Source organism: Leucobacter komagatae, assembly GCF_000834055.1.
Classification (GTDB): domain Bacteria; phylum Actinomycetota; class Actinomycetes; order Actinomycetales; family Microbacteriaceae; genus Leucobacter; species Leucobacter komagatae_A.
The window spans coordinates 1-16143 of the sequence record NZ_JXSQ01000026.1 but is presented as its reverse complement, the minus strand read 5'-3'; the positions used below and the strand labels follow the sequence as shown (position 1 = coordinate 16143).

At 66.3% G+C, this 16143-nt stretch carries 15 protein-coding genes and 2 tRNA genes; 8 read left to right on the top strand and 9 right to left on the bottom strand.

Annotated features, from left to right (window positions below; translation table 11 throughout):
• Nucleotides 1–35: 35 nt before the first annotated feature.
• Nucleotides 36–659 (bottom strand): DUF6630 family protein, encoded by a 624-nt coding sequence (locus tag SD72_RS17105; protein WP_052492716.1) that lies wholly within the window; start codon nucleotides 657–659, stop codon nucleotides 36–38.
• A gap of 198 nt (nucleotides 660–857) precedes the next feature.
• Nucleotides 858–1310, bottom strand: a complete 453-nt coding sequence (locus SD72_RS13965; protein ID WP_042545078.1) for a hypothetical protein — start codon at nucleotides 1308–1310, stop codon at nucleotides 858–860.
• A 225-nt stretch (nucleotides 1311–1535) separates the two neighbouring features.
• Between SD72_RS13965 and SD72_RS13960 the strand changes: the two genes are divergently transcribed.
• The 3 genes from SD72_RS13960 (at nucleotide 1536) to SD72_RS13950 (ending at nucleotide 4950) form a co-directional block, all read left to right on the top strand.
• On the top strand, nucleotides 1536–1829 hold the full coding sequence (locus tag SD72_RS13960; protein WP_042545077.1) for a hypothetical protein: 294 nt from the start codon (nucleotides 1536–1538) through the stop codon (nucleotides 1827–1829).
• A 289-nt stretch (nucleotides 1830–2118) separates the two neighbouring features.
• Complete coding sequence (locus SD72_RS13955; RefSeq protein ID WP_232299794.1) at nucleotides 2119–4023, top strand: AMP-dependent synthetase/ligase; 1905 nt, start codon at nucleotides 2119–2121, stop codon at nucleotides 4021–4023.
• A 51-nt stretch (nucleotides 4024–4074) separates the two neighbouring features.
• On the top strand, nucleotides 4075–4950 hold the full coding sequence (locus tag SD72_RS13950) for a DUF1295 domain-containing protein (RefSeq protein ID WP_042545076.1): 876 nt from the start codon (nucleotides 4075–4077) through the stop codon (nucleotides 4948–4950).
• 44 nt (nucleotides 4951–4994) lie between these two features.
• Here the strand turns inward: SD72_RS13950 and SD72_RS17520 are convergent, their stop codons facing one another.
• Entirely contained in the window at nucleotides 4995–5729 is a 735-nt protein-coding gene (locus SD72_RS17520) for a GNAT family N-acetyltransferase (RefSeq protein WP_084767238.1), read from the bottom strand.
• 197 nt (nucleotides 5730–5926) lie between these two features.
• On the opposite strand from SD72_RS17520, the gene SD72_RS13940 reads away from it, so the two are divergent.
• Nucleotides 5927–6673, top strand: coding sequence for a glycosyltransferase (locus SD72_RS13940; protein WP_052492714.1), 747 nt, complete (start codon nucleotides 5927–5929; stop codon nucleotides 6671–6673).
• On the top strand, nucleotides 6670–7713 hold the full coding sequence (locus tag SD72_RS13935; protein ID WP_198141979.1) for a lysylphosphatidylglycerol synthase transmembrane domain-containing protein: 1044 nt from the start codon (nucleotides 6670–6672) through the stop codon (nucleotides 7711–7713). The genes SD72_RS13940 and SD72_RS13935 overlap by 4 nt, the downstream gene beginning before the upstream one ends.
• 74 nt (nucleotides 7714–7787) lie before the next feature.
• Here the strand turns inward: SD72_RS13935 and SD72_RS13930 are convergent, their stop codons facing one another.
• Nucleotides 7788–8228, bottom strand: coding sequence for a DoxX family protein (locus SD72_RS13930; protein ID WP_042545074.1), 441 nt, complete (start codon nucleotides 8226–8228; stop codon nucleotides 7788–7790).
• A 75-nt stretch (nucleotides 8229–8303) separates the two neighbouring features.
• Here SD72_RS13930 and SD72_RS17100 point away from each other — a divergent pair, with 75 nt between their 5' ends.
• Both SD72_RS17100 and SD72_RS13920 read left to right on the top strand, forming a co-directional pair.
• Nucleotides 8304–8867, top strand: coding sequence for a hypothetical protein (locus tag SD72_RS17100; protein ID WP_052492713.1), 564 nt, complete (start codon nucleotides 8304–8306; stop codon nucleotides 8865–8867).
• A 100-nt stretch (nucleotides 8868–8967) separates the two neighbouring features.
• Complete coding sequence (locus SD72_RS13920; protein WP_042545073.1) at nucleotides 8968–9435, top strand: DUF523 domain-containing protein; 468 nt, start codon at nucleotides 8968–8970, stop codon at nucleotides 9433–9435.
• A 132-nt stretch (nucleotides 9436–9567) separates the two neighbouring features.
• Here SD72_RS13920 and SD72_RS13915 read toward each other — a convergent pair whose 3' ends face one another.
• The 3 genes from SD72_RS13915 to SD72_RS13905 all read right to left on the bottom strand — a co-directional run bounded on the left by SD72_RS13915 (nucleotide 9568) and on the right by SD72_RS13905 (nucleotide 14988).
• Nucleotides 9568–12390, bottom strand: a complete 2823-nt coding sequence (locus SD72_RS13915) for a DUF5979 domain-containing protein (RefSeq protein ID WP_042545072.1) — start codon at nucleotides 12388–12390, stop codon at nucleotides 9568–9570.
• Nucleotides 12391–12600: 210 nt separating this feature from the next.
• Nucleotides 12601–13821 (bottom strand): RNA polymerase sigma factor, encoded by a 1221-nt coding sequence (locus SD72_RS13910; protein ID WP_042545071.1) that lies wholly within the window; start codon nucleotides 13819–13821, stop codon nucleotides 12601–12603.
• A gap of 207 nt (nucleotides 13822–14028) precedes the next feature.
• Complete coding sequence (locus tag SD72_RS13905) at nucleotides 14029–14988, bottom strand: AraC family transcriptional regulator (protein WP_042545070.1); 960 nt, start codon at nucleotides 14986–14988, stop codon at nucleotides 14029–14031.
• Between the two features lie 149 nt (nucleotides 14989–15137).
• Here SD72_RS13905 and SD72_RS13900 point away from each other — a divergent pair, with 149 nt between their 5' ends.
• On the top strand, nucleotides 15138–15623 hold the full coding sequence (locus SD72_RS13900; protein ID WP_042545069.1) for an anthrone oxygenase family protein: 486 nt from the start codon (nucleotides 15138–15140) through the stop codon (nucleotides 15621–15623).
• 170 nt (nucleotides 15624–15793) lie between these two features.
• On the opposite strand, the gene SD72_RS13895 is transcribed toward SD72_RS13900, so the two are convergent.
• Nucleotides 15794–15870: transfer RNA gene (locus SD72_RS13895), tRNA-Asp, on the bottom strand.
• A 112-nt stretch (nucleotides 15871–15982) separates the two neighbouring features.
• Nucleotides 15983–16055: transfer RNA gene (locus SD72_RS13890), tRNA-Phe, on the bottom strand.
• Nucleotides 16056–16143: the final 88 nt, after the last annotated feature.

The following is a 16143-nucleotide window of genomic DNA, read 5'->3' as shown; positions in this document are numbered from 1 at the left end:
TGCTCTTCGTCGCCCCCGACCGGCCGGGGCCCTGGCTATGTAGCCGGAATGGTGATCGAGAACCCGACCGATGCACCGAGCCCGACAAGACGGTCAACCGCCGCCTCCGGCACGATGTACAGGTGGTAGCTGTCGCTCTCGGTGTCGATCACAACGAGCGCGTGATCGCGTTCGTCAAGGAAGCGCGCGATGAGCACGAGCGCGTCGAAGGTGTCCTCATCCCCCTGGAAGAGGACCTCTCCCAGATCGATCGGGAGCCCGAGCTTGCCGAGCACACCCTGCAGCCTCGCGACAACCTCTTCGGCCGCTTCCTTCCAATCGACGTAGGCCCCGTACGAGAACGGGGTTTCGTACCCTGCGAGCCAGAACGTGAACACCTCGCGGGTGACGGCGAACTCCGAGCCTGCCGGCATTTCAGCGGGGAACATGGCCCCGACCCACTCAGCGTGTGCGGCGCGGAAGCGCTCGACTCCGGCGGCAAGCAACTCCATGTCGGCAGCGACCTGCGGGTCGTTATTGCTGATGATCGCGCCCATGGGCACGAGTGCGGAGTAGTCAACGGGAGGTGCGTCGGCCTGCGGGCCGGTGGGCGGCGTAGATCCGTCTCCACCGGCCGGCCCGGCGTCTCGCTTGCGTGAGAAGAAGTTCAGAATCCCCATGTTGCCCTCTCGGCATCTTGCTGGATGCACACCAGTGATTTCCGTAGTTTAATCGAAGCCTGCTTGGGGCCCGCGCGAAGAGAACGGCCGTGTTCCCGGTGCTCGGAGGCGGTGGTCGAACGCAGCGATACCAATACATTCACTCGCGCGCCGGCCGGCGAGCTCGTCCCGCCAACGCGGTGAGCCAGTAGATGATCCTCACCCACATCCCACGCCGAAACGGCACTCCTTCGGTGGCCCCAACTCCCGCTCTGCCTTGTCGAATGCCTCCTCAATCAGCGCGTCGTGCATCGGGCGAAAAAACAGAGGCCAAGTCAGGCGGCTCAACCCACGGACCTCCATCTGCAGCTCATGCCGCAGCACGGACTTCCCTTTTTGGGCGTCAGCCACTTCGAAGGCATGCCACCCGACGAAGCCGACCGGCCCCGTGAACTGAAACACGACTCTGCCCACTGGGTCCACCCTCACGGCCTCGTACCGCACTGGTCCGTGCCCGCCCACGGATCCCGCAGCGAGACCGGCATTGAGCTTCATCCGCGGCCATGCTTCGTGCGGCCAGAGACGATCCTCCTTGCTTGCGAGCGTTGTAATCAGCGATGCATCCGCGGCAGCAGATGCCGGAATCTTGCGCTCGTGAACATTGGTAACCACTGCGTCCTCCGGCCAGAATTCTGCGTGTGAGAGCAGCCTACCTGTGGAACACAGCCAGTCCCATAACCAGAGCGGGTATCGCCCCACGGGAGTCCATTCTCCGAGCGTGCGGGACTACGGAAACCCTGGAGACGTGTACAGGTGCCTCTCCCACACTTCGTGGGCCGAGTCTCGTGACCCCACTCGGAACGTTAGGGTGGGAGGCACAACGACAGGAGCCGACAGATGCCCCCGATCGAGACCAAGGTCGATTCTCAAGAACGTGCGGCTCAGCGGGGGTGCGCGCGGGCCGCGCTCGTGGTCTTCGTGATCGGCGCGGCGTGCGTCTTGGCGGCCTTCGCGCTCCGGAACGTTTCGCCCGAGTGGAGCAGCCGCTCAGCCATCCTCGGCATTGTTGCGGTGCCGCTGCTCGGGGTCGTTGGCATGATCCTGGGGTGGGTAGCCAGGAGCTGGCTGCTCGTCGCGCTGAACTTTGCACCGCCACTCGCGGTACTTGCCGCATTGATGCTCTGGCGGTAGCCCTGTCCCGCCACGGCGACAATCGCAGCGCTTGAGTATGGGATTAACCGCTTCCCGGCACCAGCCCTAAACGTGGAGCCGGAGGGAACCGCGGTGAGCTAGGGGCCACAGCCAGCGAGGCGCTGACACCATCAGAAATATATGCGCACACATTACCTGCGATGGCATATAGTTAGCCAGGCAAGATAAGTGGCTAAAGGATGGCCAGAGCACGGTGCGGACTGCGCGCATGACGCACACGCTTCGCGGAGTCCACGAGCTCACCCGATTGAGATGAGAAGGAACCGCTGTGAAGGACCCAGCCCAAGCGCACTCGCCAACGTCCGCCGAGACGTCGCGAGTGGAAGCCTCGACCCCGCCGCTTGTCGATATCTCGGGGATCCGCAACGTCACCGACCTGCTCGCTGCGCGCGCCGCGAAGGCCCCCGACCACATCGCTTTCGAAACGCGTCAGCCCGGCGCGGAGCTCACTGACCCCTGGCAGCAGATCAGCACCGGCGAGTTCGCTGGCGAGGTCGAGACTACGGCAAGGGGCCTCATCGCGAGCGGCGTTGAGGCAGGCGATACCGCACTCATCATCGCCGGCACGCAGTATCGCTGGGCCGTCGCCGACCTCGCTGCGCTGTACGCAGGCGCCGTCGTCGTCCCTGCGTATGACACCGCACCCGAGGCGCAGCTCGCGGGGATCATCGCCGACGCCCGCCCCGTCGCAGCGTTCGCTGGCACACAGGAGATTGCGGATCGCATTGTCAGCGCCGCGGCCGCGGCCGGGCAGGCACCGCCAAGTATCTGGGTGTTCGAGCCTGACGACGACGCGGCCGCCACCGGCGGCACCATGCGAGACCTCGCCGCAGCGGGCGAGACGGTGAGCGCGGAGCGCCTTGAGGCCCGCCGCAGCCAGGCAACGCTCGACGACATTGCAACCGTCGTCTACACCTCTGGCACGACCGGCACCCCGAAGGGAGCGCGAATCACCCACCGTAACCTCGTCGGCCAGGTGCTCAACATCGGCGCCGCATACCGCGAGGTCGTCACCGAGGCTGGCAACACGATCCTCTTCCTCCCGCTCACGCACGTGCTCGGGCGCGCACTGCAGCTCATCTGCATTGCGAACGGCATGCGCGTCGCACACCTCGCGAACCCCAAAGACGTCGTGCAGGCGCTCGCCGTCCTGCAGCCCACGTTCCTCGTGGTCGTGCCCCGAGTGCTCGAGCGGATCCAGGGGGCAGCTGCCGCGTCAGCCGCCGAGAAGAAGCTCACCCCGGTGTGGAATGCCGCGGTGCGCGTCGCAGAAGACTGGGGCAGCTTCCTTGAGGACCGCGACCGCGACCATGCAGCTCGCCCGAAGTTCGCACTGCGGGTGCAGCACGCGCTTTTCGACCGGTTGTTCTACGGGCGACTGCGCGCGGTCATGGGCGGCAAGATCGCGTATCTCCTCTCGGGTGCCGCGACCCTGCAGCCCGGCCTCGCCCGCTTCTTCAGGGGCATCGGGGTGCCGATCATTGAGGGGTACGGCCTCACAGAGACCACGGCACCGCTCACCGGCGGCCGCCCAGGCGCCCTGACCGCAGGCAGCGTCGGCGCACCCCTCCCAGGCAACTCGGTGCGGATCTCAGACAACGGCGAAGTGCTCGCGAGCGGCGTCGGCGTGTTCGCTGGCTACACGAGCGAGGCCCTCAACGCAGCCGCATTCGTCGACGGCTACTTCCGCACGGGCGACCTCGGTTCGCTGAACAGTGACGGCGCGCTCACCCTCACGGGACGCCTGAATAGCATTATTGTGACGTCAACGGGCCGGACCGTCTCCCCCGAACCGTGGGAAACAGCGATTGAGGCGCACCCCCTCGTGGCGCACGCCGTGCTCGTTGGCACCGACCGGCCATACCTCACGGCGATCCTCGTGCTCGATGCCGAGGCGGCGGCTGGGTGGTTGCGCGGCCGCGGTGAGACGCCGCCCGCTGCGCTCACAGCTCACGGGCTCCCGCGGGTTTCGGACCCGGGACTCGAGGCCGAGCTCGACGCGGCGATCACCGCCGCGAACGCGGCTGTGCCGCCTTCTGAGCACGTGCAGTACTGGCGCATGGTCTGCATCGGGGCGGATCGCGCTGACGACTTCGTCACCCCGACTATGAAGCTCAAGCGGCAGGCGCTCATCGACGCGCTTCGACCCGTCATCGACGAGCTCTACGCCTGAGCGCCGGTTGCTCATCGCGCTGCTCGCACTCCGCCACGATTAGGAAGCCACATGACCCAGAAACGTTCGACCTCGATCCTCATCATCGCCGGCGCCGCGCTCCTCGGTGCCGCGCTCGCGCTCGCCGGCAGCCAGCACGGCCTGAGCGTCGGCGGGATCCCAGCGTTCGCGCTCGCCATTGCGATTGCGTTCGTCGTGCAGTGGGTCGCGTACATTCCCGCCGCCATCGCGCAGACCGACAGGTTCTTCGACGCAACCGGATCCATCACCTACATCAGCGTGACGGTCGCGCTACTCGCGCTCTCGCCCGAGCGTGACGCGCGCAGCCTCATCCTCGGTGCGCTCGTGATCTTCTGGGCGGCGAGGCTCGGCAGCTTCCTGCTCGTGCGCAACCTCCGCACCGGTGGCGACGACCGCTTCGCGGCGATCAGGGTCGCACCCCTCCGCTTCCTCTCGGTGTGGACTATCCAGGGACTCTGGGTCAGCCTCACCGCCGCAGCAGCCTGGATCGCGATCTCGTCCGCCGAATCAGCCCCGCTGGGCTGGAGCGCGTGGGTCGGCGTCGCCGTCTGGCTCATCGGTTTTGCGATCGAGGTCACCGCCGACCTGCAGAAGAGTCGTTTCAAGAAGAACCCAGCGAACTCGGGCAAGTTCATCAGCACGGGGCTGTGGTCGGTCGTGCGACACCCGAACTACCTTGGCGAGATTCTGCTGTGGATCGGCGTGCTCATCGTCGCAGCCCCCGTGCTGCAGGGCTGGCAGTGGGTGGCGTTGCTGTCGCCGCTCTTCGTGATCGTGCTGCTGACGAGGGTGTCGGGAATCCCGCTGCTTGAAGCGAAGGCGGAGCGCACCTGGGGTGAGGATCCCGAATACCGTGAGTACCGGGCGAAGACTCCCGCGCTCATTCCGGGTCTCCGCAACTCCTAGAACGGCGCCGGGGCGTTCACCACGGTCAGGGCCTGGGGCGGGGGCTACGCCGCGGCGAGCTCCAGGTGCAGCAGCGGGTAGGGGCGGCCGTCGCCGTCAAGCTCGCTGCGTCCCACCTCGCGGAAGCCACGGCTGAGGTAGAACCCGTGCGCTGCTGGGTTTTGCTCGTTGACGTCCACCCGTGTGACGCCGAGGCGCGCGACCGCCTCGGCGAGCAAGGCGCTCCCCACGCCGCGGCCGCGGGCTGAGTCGTGGACGAAGAGCATCTCAAGGCCGCCGTCAACCGCGCCGGCGAAGCCGACTGGCTGACCGTCGACCTCGGCGACGACGAGCGTCACGGCGGGGAAATAGTTGGCGGCGAGATTGCTCTCGATCCGCTCGAAGTCTGACGCAGCGAGAAAGTCGTGGGTGGCGAGCACGGCGCTGCGCCAAATCTCGACGAGGGCGGGATACTCCTCGGCACCGCGCGCCCGCCGCAGCACCGGCGTCGCTGCGTCGCGTTGCACGGTGAGCTCAAGGTCGATGAAGGCGCCGATGAGCGCCCGGTAGGCGGCCTCGACGACCTCGGGTGACGCGTGCTGTTCCTCGGCGAGGCCGCGGACCTTGCGGATCACCTGCTCCACGCGATCCGGCGCGCGTACGGCCTGCTCGTCACCCTTCAGCTTGCCGGCGGCGACGACCCACTGCTGCCGCTCGGCGATGAGCCGGACGATCTCGCGGTCGAGCGCGTCGATGTTGTCGCGCACCTCGGCAAGCGTTGCGTTCTGGGGGGTTTGCATGCGCCAAGCGTAGCGCGGCTGGGAGGCGCGTACGCGTACGCAGGCTCGCAAGGGCTAGGCACGGGTGCCGGGTAGCGCCAGCGCTACCCCAATGCTCGCCTCCGGCCCATCGCGCCCTGCGCCGCGGCGCGGGTGAATAGAGGGGTGACACTCCACCGCACTCGCACCGGCCGCCCGATACGCATCGGCGATCCACAGTGACCTCCGCCGCGCGCCCACTGCCCACCATCTCTGTCGTGATTCCCGCGCACAACGAGGAGCGGCTCCTCCCCCGCTGTCTGCGCGCCCTGCTCGCGCAAACCGACCTGCCCGACGAGATCATCGTCGTCGACAACAACTGCACCGACGACAGCGCGCGCGTCGCAAGCGAGTTCCCGCTCGTGCGCGTAATCACTGAGGCGCGTCCGGGCGTGACCTACGCGCGAACCGCTGGGTTCGACGCGGCCAGGTGCGATGTGATCGCGCGCATCGACGCCGACACGGTGGTGCGCGCCGACTGGATCGCGCAGATCCGCGCCGACTTCGCCGACCCCGCACTCGATGGTCAGGGCGGGGGCGCAGCAATCGCCGAGCTGTCTCCGGGCGAGCGGTTCTGGTTCAACTGGTGGTACCGCGGGTTTCGGCTCTGGCACGAGCGCAGCATCGGGGTACGGCCCATGCTCTACGAGTTCAACAGCGCGCTGCGGCGCCAGGCATGGCTGATCGCGCGCGAGCTCGTGATGCTCGGTGACGAGGAGGTGAGCGAGGACGTCGACGTGACGATCGCGCTGCTCCGCACCGGGCACACGCTGCGGTATGAACCGCGCATGCGGGTGCGGGCGAGACTGTTTCGATCGGTGGATCGCGAGAAGCTCACGCGCTACTACGAGACAGACAGCAAGACGCTGACGAGGCACGGGTTCGGCAACCGCAGACGGTGGGTTTCGGCGGAGCAGGCGCGGTGAGGCGACCCTGGCACCGCTCGCCACGGGTGTGGATCAGCGCGCTCACCGCGCTCATCGTCGCAGCAATCGTCGCGGCTGCCTGGCCGACGGTTGTCGAGGCGTTTCGAAGCCTGCCACTCGTGAACCCGTGGGTGCTCGCCCTCCTCGTTCCCGTGCAACTCGCAAGCTTCGCTGTCACCGGTGAGGCGCTGTTCTCATTCCTGCGGGCGCGGGGCGAGCTGCGCGGCATGCGCCCGCTCACCGCGATCCGCATGTCGCTCGAGTTCAACTTCGCGAACCACATGCTGCCCTCTGGCGGGGCGGCAGGCATCACCTACACGAGCTGGAAGCTCGCGGGGCTCGGCGTCGCCCCCGCGAAGGGCACGCTCGCCCAGCTTGCCCGCTTCGCGGTCACCTTTGTGTCGTTCAGCATCCTGCTGCTCGCCGCCGCCGTCTGGCTCATGGCGAGCGGCCAGGGCACGCCGGTCGTGCTGTGGTCGGCCGCGGGCGTCGGGGCGCTCGCGATTGGGGCCGTCGGAGGAGGCGCCTTCCTGCTGCTGCGCCGACGCGCGCTGCACCGCTTCGCCTGGCGCGTTGCCTGGCTCGCAAATCGCGCCGGGCAGATCGTCGGGCGGCCGGGCATCGTTCGGCCTGCCTCGCTCCTCCGGTTCTTCGACGGCCTGCACGTCGAGCTGCGCGCGATCCTCGAGCAGCCGCGCACACTCCTGCAACCGTTCGCGTGGTCGTTCGCCCTGCACATCTGCGACGCTGGGCTGTTCTGGATCGCGCTCGCCTCGATCGGCCTGCGCGCCGACCCCGCGCTCGTGTTCATCGCCTACGGGCTCGCAACAGTGACGAGCATGGTCGTGACGACGCCAAACGGGGTTGGCGCGTACGAGGTCGTGATGATTGCCCTGCTCGTCGCAGGCGGGCTGCCCAACGCGCTCGTCGTAGCGGCGATCACGCTCGCCCGCGCGATCCTGCTTGTCGGTACGATCGTCTTCGGCTGGGCCTTCTACCAGCACAGCATCGCCCGCTTCGGGCGTCCGGCGGGCGAGTAAGGTTGAGCGTCATACGCTGGTCAGGCGGTCTGCCCGGCACTCCGCGCGCAGGAGATCGGCCTGGCTTGCCGCGACTAGGGCGCTGTCGTCTGCGTTGCGGCCGCGGCGGCTGCGGCCTCCGCGCGGCACCGGCGCCGGGAACCGGGGCGCGTCGACCAGATCGCAGCCCACACGAGCACCGGCTGGAAGAACAGCCGCACGAACCGCTTCGTGTCCGTATCCAGCCCAAAGCCGTCGCGTTCGTGCAGCCACTGCGACACGTTGCCTGGGAACACAGCGACAAAGAAAAGCGCGGCGATCACGCCAACGAGGCCGCGGCGCTTCCGTGCAACGAGCAGCGCGGCGCCCAGCCCGATCTCGGCGACGCCCGATGCGACCACCGTGGTGTCAGGGTCGAGCGGCACCCACTCGGGTACCTGCGCCTGAAACTCTTTGCGGGCCACCGTGAGGTGAGCAATTCCAGCAAGCGCGAGCGTGCTGCCAAGGGCAATTCGGAGAATCGAGCGTGCGGCCATGCACCGAGCATACGCTCCGGAGCGCACGGGATCCACTCTTGACTGTGCCGTAGCGGCACACCTGATACTGGCGGCATGACCCCTAAACCGCGGTGGCTCCGAACCCTGTTCCTCGTGCTCGCCAGAAAGCAGCACATCCCGCGCGGCGCGGCGCCGTTCGGGTACACGAAGGGGACCATGGCCTTCCCCGTCGCAATCGTTGTAGCCTCACTCGTTGAGCTCGGAGTCGTGCACGTGCTTGTGCCGTGGGCCTGGCTGCAGATCCTCCTGCTGGTGCTCACGGTCTGGGGAATAGTCTTCGTGCTCGGGCCGTTCGCATCGCGCGCCGCCCATCCGCACCTTGTCACCGGCGAGGCCCTGGAGCTGCGCTGGGGGCACCGGTCGGTGCTCTCAACGCCCCTCACGAACGTGCGGTCAGTGGAGCCGCTCGTCGACCACGCGCCGACGCAACCGGCGGCCGACGGAACGCGGCTCATCCTCACACAGTTTCAGAGCACGAACGTGCGCATCGTGTTCGAGCAGCCCGTCGCCAGCGATCCCCCGGTTCCGCAGCGGCACCTGCCGGCGGGCTTTCGCGCGGCCGAGGCCGCGCTGTATGTCGAGGACCCGGCCGCCTTCGTCGCCGCGTGCGCGAGGTGAGGTGCCGGCTAGCTCCGTACATCTGGGCATACGGATCGCTCCGAGCGGGCGGCCAACGTGTCGTCTCGCAGAGCCCAACCAGCTTTGTATAGTTAGAGACATGGACACGGATATCGTCTTGGTCAGCGCCTGTCTCGCGGGGGTCCCCTGCCGCTACGACGGCCGTGCACGCCCGGACGCCGCCATCGTGGCTGACGTCGCGGCCGGCCGAGCGATTCCGGCCTGCGCCGAACAGCTCGGTGGCCTGTCGACCCCACGAGCTGCTGCCGAGATCGTCGGAGGCGACGGGTACGACGTGCTCGACGGCACCGCAAAGATCCTCACCGTCGACGGCGAAGATGTCACCGCGCCGTTCGTGGAGGGAGCTCAGATCGTTGCCGACCTCGCCGCGGAACACGGCGTATCGAGTGCGGTGCTCCAGGCCCGCAGCCCGTCGTGCGGCTGCGGCGTGATCTACGACGGCAGCCACACCGGAGAACTCGCCGAGGGCGACGGCGTCGTCGCTGCACTGCTCAAGCGCAGGGGGCTCAAGATCACCGCAGTTCGCGGCAGCTCCGAGTCCAGGTAGTCGGCACGCGCAACCGACGACGCTGCGCATCGCATCGTGTGTTCTCAGCGTGCGTCGCCCCCGAACTCTCTCAAACGCCCTGGGGGGGATGGGGGCGAGAGAGTTCGAGGGCCGACGGTCTTTCGGGGAGGGCTACTTTCCGGTCACGGGTAGATCCTGCCCCTGATCTGAGGTTCGCTTGCGCAGCAGCACGAGAGCTGCACCGATCAGCAGCACACCGGCGCCGAGCACACCGAGCCCCGCCGCGCCGTGTCCGCCCGTCGCGGCCAGCGACGGCTTGCCTCCGGAGGTCGGCGAGAACGTGTTCGTCACCTTCACCGTGTTCGCGGTTCCGGTGATCGCGGCGACTATTCCGTCCTGATCGCTACCGTTGTTCGATACGTCGCTATCGACCATGGATACGGTCGCGCCCTGCGGCACGTCGGTCTCCACCACCTGACAGGTGACTCCCGCTGGGACGGTGATGGTGCGCGATTCACCATCGGCGAGGGTGAACCTCGCGTCCCCCTGCGGCAGAGCGTAGGCCGCGTCGGAGAGCGCCTCGCCGCTGCCAGCGTCTGGGATGGTGCAGGAAAGAGCGAAGTTGTATTTCCCGCCAGTGCCTGCCCCAACAACTTTCTTCGATACCGTCAGTGCTGCGTTCTCGAAGGTGTTCAACGCGCTGATGCTCAGCCGCTGTAGGTTCTCGGGAGAGCCCTTCTTCACCTCTGCACCGTTCTCAAACGAGTCATGATCGATCGTGACTTTCGCCGCGCCACCCGTCTCAGTCTCCTGAGCGAAGCACTTCGTGCCCAGCGGCAGCAGCCGCGGTTTTCCGTCGTCACCGAGGAACTTGCTTTGGCCGCCCTTGATACGCACGGTCCCGGAGTAAACGTCAGCACGCACAATTTCTCCTGCGCTCGTCTCCTCTTCGATCTGGCAGGTGACCAGGAGCGCAAACACCCGATCCTTTGCTGCGGCGATTGCGAGGTCGTCGCCACCGAGGGTCTTCTCCACCTCAACCGAGCCGGCGCTGTAGAAGTTCGTGAGCGAAGCGGTCACGGTGCCGCTTGCCTGCTCCGTCGGATCCCAGGGGATCGTCACGGTCACTGGTGTTGGCCGCTGGTCGTCGTCCGAGTTGCCCGCCGCGGTCTCGGTGACCGTGCACGCAGCACCTGCGGGGATCGGGCCAAGGACGTCTGAGGTCACTGCTGATTGACCGTTCACCTGAAGGGTTACGTCCTGTTCGAAGACGGTCTGTCGGTCCAGCGTACACACCACCGCGAACGTCAACTCATCGTTCGCGCCAAACTCTCCAGCTCCCGCACCTGTCAGCTGCTTATTGATGATCAGTCCACCCGAGACCGGAGTGAGCGTGTTGGTGACGGTCACTTCCACCGCGTCATCCCGACCGATCGTGATCGTGTCGGCGGAGAGCTTTGCGCCCGTCCACGTGGCCCCATTCACCGGGTCGGGAGTGCGCTCGCTGAGCGTCAATACGGCCCCAACCGGCAGCTTGGAGGACTGCACGGCATCCCCCGAAGCGGGAAGCGCCAACGTGCCCGACCCTGCTGCAAAGCCCGGGCCTGCCGGATACTCGTAGTCGAGCAGGAATTCCGCTTCAGGGTCAACGGCCGAGGCGCCGTCACCGTCGATGACCTTCGACGCGGAGAAGTTGCCCTGCGCCACGGTCGCCGCGTTCGTCAGCACCACTTCGGTCGTTGCGGCACCCGCAATCGCGAAATCGTTGTCGGTAAGGACGGGCGTCGCCCAGTCGATGTTGGCGGGATCCGCTGGCAGAATCTCGTCGATGTGCACGGTTGAACCCGTCGGGTAGGCCCCGCTCGTCCAGGTGCTGCCCTCCGACACCGCAAACTCTCCGGAGCTCTCCACGCCGGCGGGCGTGGTCACCGTGAAGGTTCCCCCGAAATCGATTCCCTCGATCGCCGGGCCCTCCCAGTTCACTGCTTTGGTGATGGAGAAGCGCCCGACCTGTTCACCGCTGCCGGTGCCGCCGCCGCCCTGGCGAATCACTTCGCTGCCGACGACCTGTTCGGTGCCACCGATGGTGACGGTCGCAGAGTTCGTGTATGTTCCAGCGGCGCCAGCGTCCGTGACCTTGGCCACGTAGCGGATGCTGTAGTAGTGCCCGGCTTCGGCGGTCCACTCGACCGTGGTGCCGTTCACGGTGTACTGATCAAGCGGAACGGGCTTCCAGTTGCCCGGCTGCTGATACCCCGATTCCGTCACCACGAGCTCGTTGGTGTAGCGCAGCATCGGGTAGGTGTTTCCCTTGAACTCAGTGAGCATCTCCTGGTTCGCACCGAGGGTATCCTCGACCTTCATCGATTCACCGCCGACTGCGCCATCGATCCCGCTTCCGATGCGCACGACCCACATGATCGTGTCGGTTGCCCGATCGTATTCGCCGCTCTTGTTGCTCTCGCGGCCCTTGAAATCACAGTTCGCAGTGCACGTGCCGCCTGGGGGCGTCACGACCACCGTGACCTCTTTCCCATCGATGACATACGTGGTTTCGGTGCCCTCGGTGACCGTGGTGCGCACCTGCGCCCAGAAGTTGAAATCACCGGACAGGTTGTATGGGTGCGCCTCGAGGTAGGCGGCGTCGAAGTCGCAGACAATCTGCGTGGTCGTCACCTCGCACTGCCCCATTGCCACGCCACTCGGATCAAGCAGCGGGAACGAATCGGTGAGGCCCCGCAGGTCAGCAGGAAGATCCACAACAAACCCCGCCGGCGAGGTGGGGTTGTCCGGGAGCGACCAGCTTCCCTTGAGCTCTGCGTTCCAACCGCTTGTGACGGTCTCGTTCTCGAACTCAACCGAAGTGAGTGTGGCCTCGGTCTCGTGCGGCGGCGCTGCCATTGCTGCGGTGGCGCTGCCGAGCGTCAGGAGCGCGACGAGTGCGGCGGCGAGCCCGCGCCACGCCCTCGAACCCCGTGTTCGTTGTGTTTCCATGATTGCTGTGCGCACTTCCCTTTGGTCAAACGGTGACAGCCGCGATATCGTCCGCGACTCGTGCGAGGTCAAAACCGGCGGCCTCCCGCCGTCGCACCCGCATGACAAATAAAGACCGCCAGAGGCCCCGAGCGTTACACCACTTCCGCAAACTCTTCGTCGTGCGCTCCCCCGCGCCGCACGGTGCGCAGCCAGGTGCGCTGCGAGCCCCTACTCCTGCAAGAACCAGTGCGGCGTATCGTCGTCTCCCTCGAGCACTGCCCCACCAGACAGCGGCTGTTGCGGTTCAGGGCTCGGCGAGCCCTGCCCGGCCGGATCCTGCTCGGCGGAGTCAACAGGCGGAACGGCCTCGGTCCCGTCGTCTGGCTGCGCCGGGCCCTGCGTTACGGGGTCTGTCGGGTGCGTGACTGGGGGTCGTGTACCGACCAGGGAAGCCCCCCAGATCACCAGCACGACCCCCACGACCAAACTCCCCCAGGCCGCTACCTTCTTCACCGTGGCGGCAGGCACCGCCTGAGCACGCGCTCCTTCAGAAGCGGGGTTCCCCGGCCCCGAGTGCGCCCACGCATCCGAGGTCCCAACGATGCCAGCTGAAGCGGCTGTGCCCGCGACCCCGCCGATGACGAGCGGACCTACCCACACCCGCAGCTGCTCGCTCAGCGACCGCAAGCGTGCCGCCTGCGAAGCGCACGCGGCGCAGGTCCTCAGGTGTGCCTCGACCTCGGCCGCATCGCGCTTGCCGAGCGCCTGACGTGTGAGGCTCGCGAGCTGCTGCGCAAACGGGAGACATTCCAGGTCTGACACCTCGACGTACTGCTGCAGGTAGGAGGTCCCGAGCCGTTTCCGTGCCCGGTGCAACGCGACCCGCAGCGCACCGGCAGTCGTGTCGAAGTGCGTCGCCGCTTGCTCCGCCGTGAGTCCTTCAACGTCGACGAGCCAGAGGAGCTGCCTCGTGTCCGCTGGCAGTGAGGCGAAGGCGCGTCTGATTTGGTCCCGCTCTGAGAGGCCTTCCACGAAATCTGGGGCGGCGTCGAAAAAGTCGGCGATGGTCTCAGGGGCCACAGCCACAGACTCCGCCGCAATCTCCGCGACCCGGCAAGCTTCGCTGCGCAGCGCGATGAGGAGGTATCCGAGCACCGACTCCCGCGGCCCGTTCCCACCAGACAGCGCACGCAGCACTCGCGTGAACGTCTCCGATACGAGATCCTCCGCCCGTGACCAGTCACGAGTCATCGTGTAGGCCTGTGCGGTCACAGCCTCACGGTGCTTGTCGTAGAGGGCGGAAAACGCGGCGCGTCCGAGGGGGGATTCAGCGTCGGCACGCACGAGGTCGCAAAGCGCTACATCGTCTGCGCCCTCAAGCTCGGAGAAGGACGCAGCTGAGAACGGACCCGCGGAAGCACCAGTAAACCCTGAATCAGTAAAACCCAAACCCTGCCATTCCTTGAGATTTCCGCCTGCCCGGGGCCGGGCCGACACAGCGCCATTATCGTCGCGAATCCCGTGGCCCGGAAATTATTGCATGGTTTCCCCCAACGGAGTCTGAGCCAGGTGCGGTCGGCGGTGTCCCCGCGATTTGGAGTTCCCGGCCCGTTTCGACGTCGGCCCTCGCCCAGGGCCGCACTGCGATGGCGAACGCTACACCCGTCCGGCTCTGCGGAGCGCGCCAGGGGTCAGGCCCGTCAGTCGAACGAATGCGCGATGAAAGGCTGCCTCGGATCGATACCCCAATTCGGCAGCAATCACGCTGACCTGAACGTCATCTTCGGCCAGGCGAGAGCGTGCGATGTTCATCCGCCACCTGGTGAGATAGGAAATCGGCGATACTCCAACCAGCTCAGTAAATCGCGCGCTGAAGGAGGATCGAGACATTGTGGCGAGCTTGGCGAGATCGTCAACACTCCATGAGTGTCCCGGGTCGTCGTGGATCGCATCGAGCGCTCTACCGATGTGTTCGTCTTGGATCGCACGCAGCCACCCTGAGGCGAGGCTCGGGTTCGCGGCGAGCCAGTCCCGGAGGGCAAGGACGACGAGAATGTCAGCCAGGCGCGTAGCAACGGCCTCTCCTCCGAGTTGCGGGTGGGAGAGTTCGCTCGCCATGAGCCGCAGCGCATCTCTCACCGCGGATACCGATGACCCCTCGTTTCGTCGGATCACCATCACCTCTGGAAGCGATGGCATCAGCTCCCGCGCCGCCGCGCTGTCACACGCTACGACGCCGCACACCAGCTGCGTCGGAGTTCCGCCCCCGCCGTACTCGAGCCTGGAATAGTGCTCGCTCAGGTAGTGCTGCGGCAATAGATCGACTCGCGGCCCGGTCCCGGTACCCGGTGCACTGAGCAGGTCGTGCCCACGTCCGTGTGGAACCAACGCGAGGTCGCCCTCACGCAGCTCGACTGGTTCCGACGCAGCAACGCGCAAGCAACCAGACCCTGCCATCACGACGTGGAAGCTAACGGACTCCGCGACCGCCGGCATGCTGAGAGCCCACGGCCGCCTCAGCTCAGCTTGGCAGTAGAACGTGCCCCGCATCCGAAGCGTATGCAGCACTCGCGACAGGCGACGCTGGCCCTGCACGCTCTCAGTTGAGCTCCGCATACTGTCGAGCCTCTCACGGCGGCCAGACAGCGTGATTGCGTCGCCGGAGAAATGAGCAAGATTCTCGGTGAACTGAGCATGTCTCCGTGCGCGACAGCAGACTAACGTCGGTGCGACACCGAGTTACGCCAACGGAAGGATCACTCACGATGCCCGCAATTCTCCTCAGCCCTGTACTGATCGTCGCTCTGGTAGCCAACGGTTTACTCGCCGGGCTGTTTTTCGTCTTCACCGCTGCCATCAGCCCCGGTTTTCATCGAGTGGATGATGGCACCTACATTCGGGCATTCAGGGCGATCAACTCGGCGATCCTCAACGGCAGATTCCTCGCCGTCTTTTTCGCAGCCCCGATCGCTGCGCTCGCGAGCGTCGTACTGCACGTGTTGCGCGGCAGCTCAGCCGCCACACTCGCGGTAGCAGCGGGCACCGTGTGCTCCGTGCTCACCTTCGGCATCACAGCAGCTGGCAATGTGCCCCTCAACTCTGCGCTGGCGCGAGCAGAGGTACGCAGCGACGCTCAGCGGAGAGCCGCGCGACAGCGCTTCGAGCGGCCGTGGAACAGCCGCAATCTCGCCCGCACCGTCTCAAGCACTGGCGCGCTCATATTGTTCGCAACGGCCCTCGCCAGTGACTAGTCTCATGTGCTGCGCGTTCTTGCATTAGGCGGAGCGAGGCGAAGTTTCCGCTGAACGCGCCGATGCTCGCTTGGCCCCGATCTGCGAGGCTGCCGAGCTTGCGGGGAGACCTCAGCACGCGCGAAGCACCCGAACACGGCCCCGATTTCGGGGCAGATGGGAACAAAAAGTGGCGACCCTGACGGGACTTGAACCCGCGACCTCCGCCGTGACAGGGCGGCGCGCTAACCAACTGCGCTACAGGGCCAGATGTGAAATTGTGTTGTCGCCCGCACAACAACCGTGCGTGGGAGAAAAATAAGGAACCCCCACGAGTAGAAGCCTCATGGGGGTTCAGCAGCGGCGTAATGACCGCTACGTGGCTCCGACCGGCATCGATCCGGTGACCTTTCGATTTTCAGTCGAACGCTCTACCAACTGAGCTACAGAGCCAGACGATCAATCGAACTGGATACCCAACTCTAGGCGATCGCCGTGAAGATGAAGAAGCCCTTCCGAAGAAGAGCTTCCCCAACCTAGC

Excerpts from the sequence above, each read along its gene's own strand:
- SD72_RS13930 (WP_042545074.1), bottom strand. The coding sequence starts at position 8,228 with ATGGCCGCACGCTCGATTCTCCGAATTGCCCTTGGCAGCACGCTCGCG.
- SD72_RS13950 (WP_042545076.1), top strand. The coding sequence starts at position 4,075 with ATGACCCAGAAACGTTCGACCTCGATCCTCATCATCGCCGGCGCCGCG.
- SD72_RS17105 (WP_052492716.1), bottom strand. The coding sequence starts at position 659 with ATGGGGATTCTGAACTTCTTCTCACGCAAGCGAGACGCCGGGCCGGCC.
- SD72_RS13915 (WP_042545072.1), bottom strand. The coding sequence starts at position 12,390 with ATGGAAACACAACGAACACGGGGTTCGAGGGCGTGGCGCGGGCTCGCC.
- SD72_RS17100 (WP_052492713.1), top strand. The coding sequence starts at position 8,304 with ATGACCCCTAAACCGCGGTGGCTCCGAACCCTGTTCCTCGTGCTCGCC.
- SD72_RS13960 (WP_042545077.1), top strand. The coding sequence starts at position 1,536 with ATGCCCCCGATCGAGACCAAGGTCGATTCTCAAGAACGTGCGGCTCAG.
- SD72_RS17520 (WP_084767238.1), bottom strand. The coding sequence starts at position 5,729 with ATGCAAACCCCCCAGAACGCAACGCTTGCCGAGGTGCGCGACAACATC.
- SD72_RS13900 (WP_042545069.1), top strand. The coding sequence starts at position 15,138 with ATGCCCGCAATTCTCCTCAGCCCTGTACTGATCGTCGCTCTGGTAGCC.
- SD72_RS13920 (WP_042545073.1), top strand. The coding sequence starts at position 8,968 with ATGGACACGGATATCGTCTTGGTCAGCGCCTGTCTCGCGGGGGTCCCC.
- SD72_RS13905 (WP_042545070.1), bottom strand. The coding sequence starts at position 14,988 with ATGCGGAGCTCAACTGAGAGCGTGCAGGGCCAGCGTCGCCTGTCGCGA.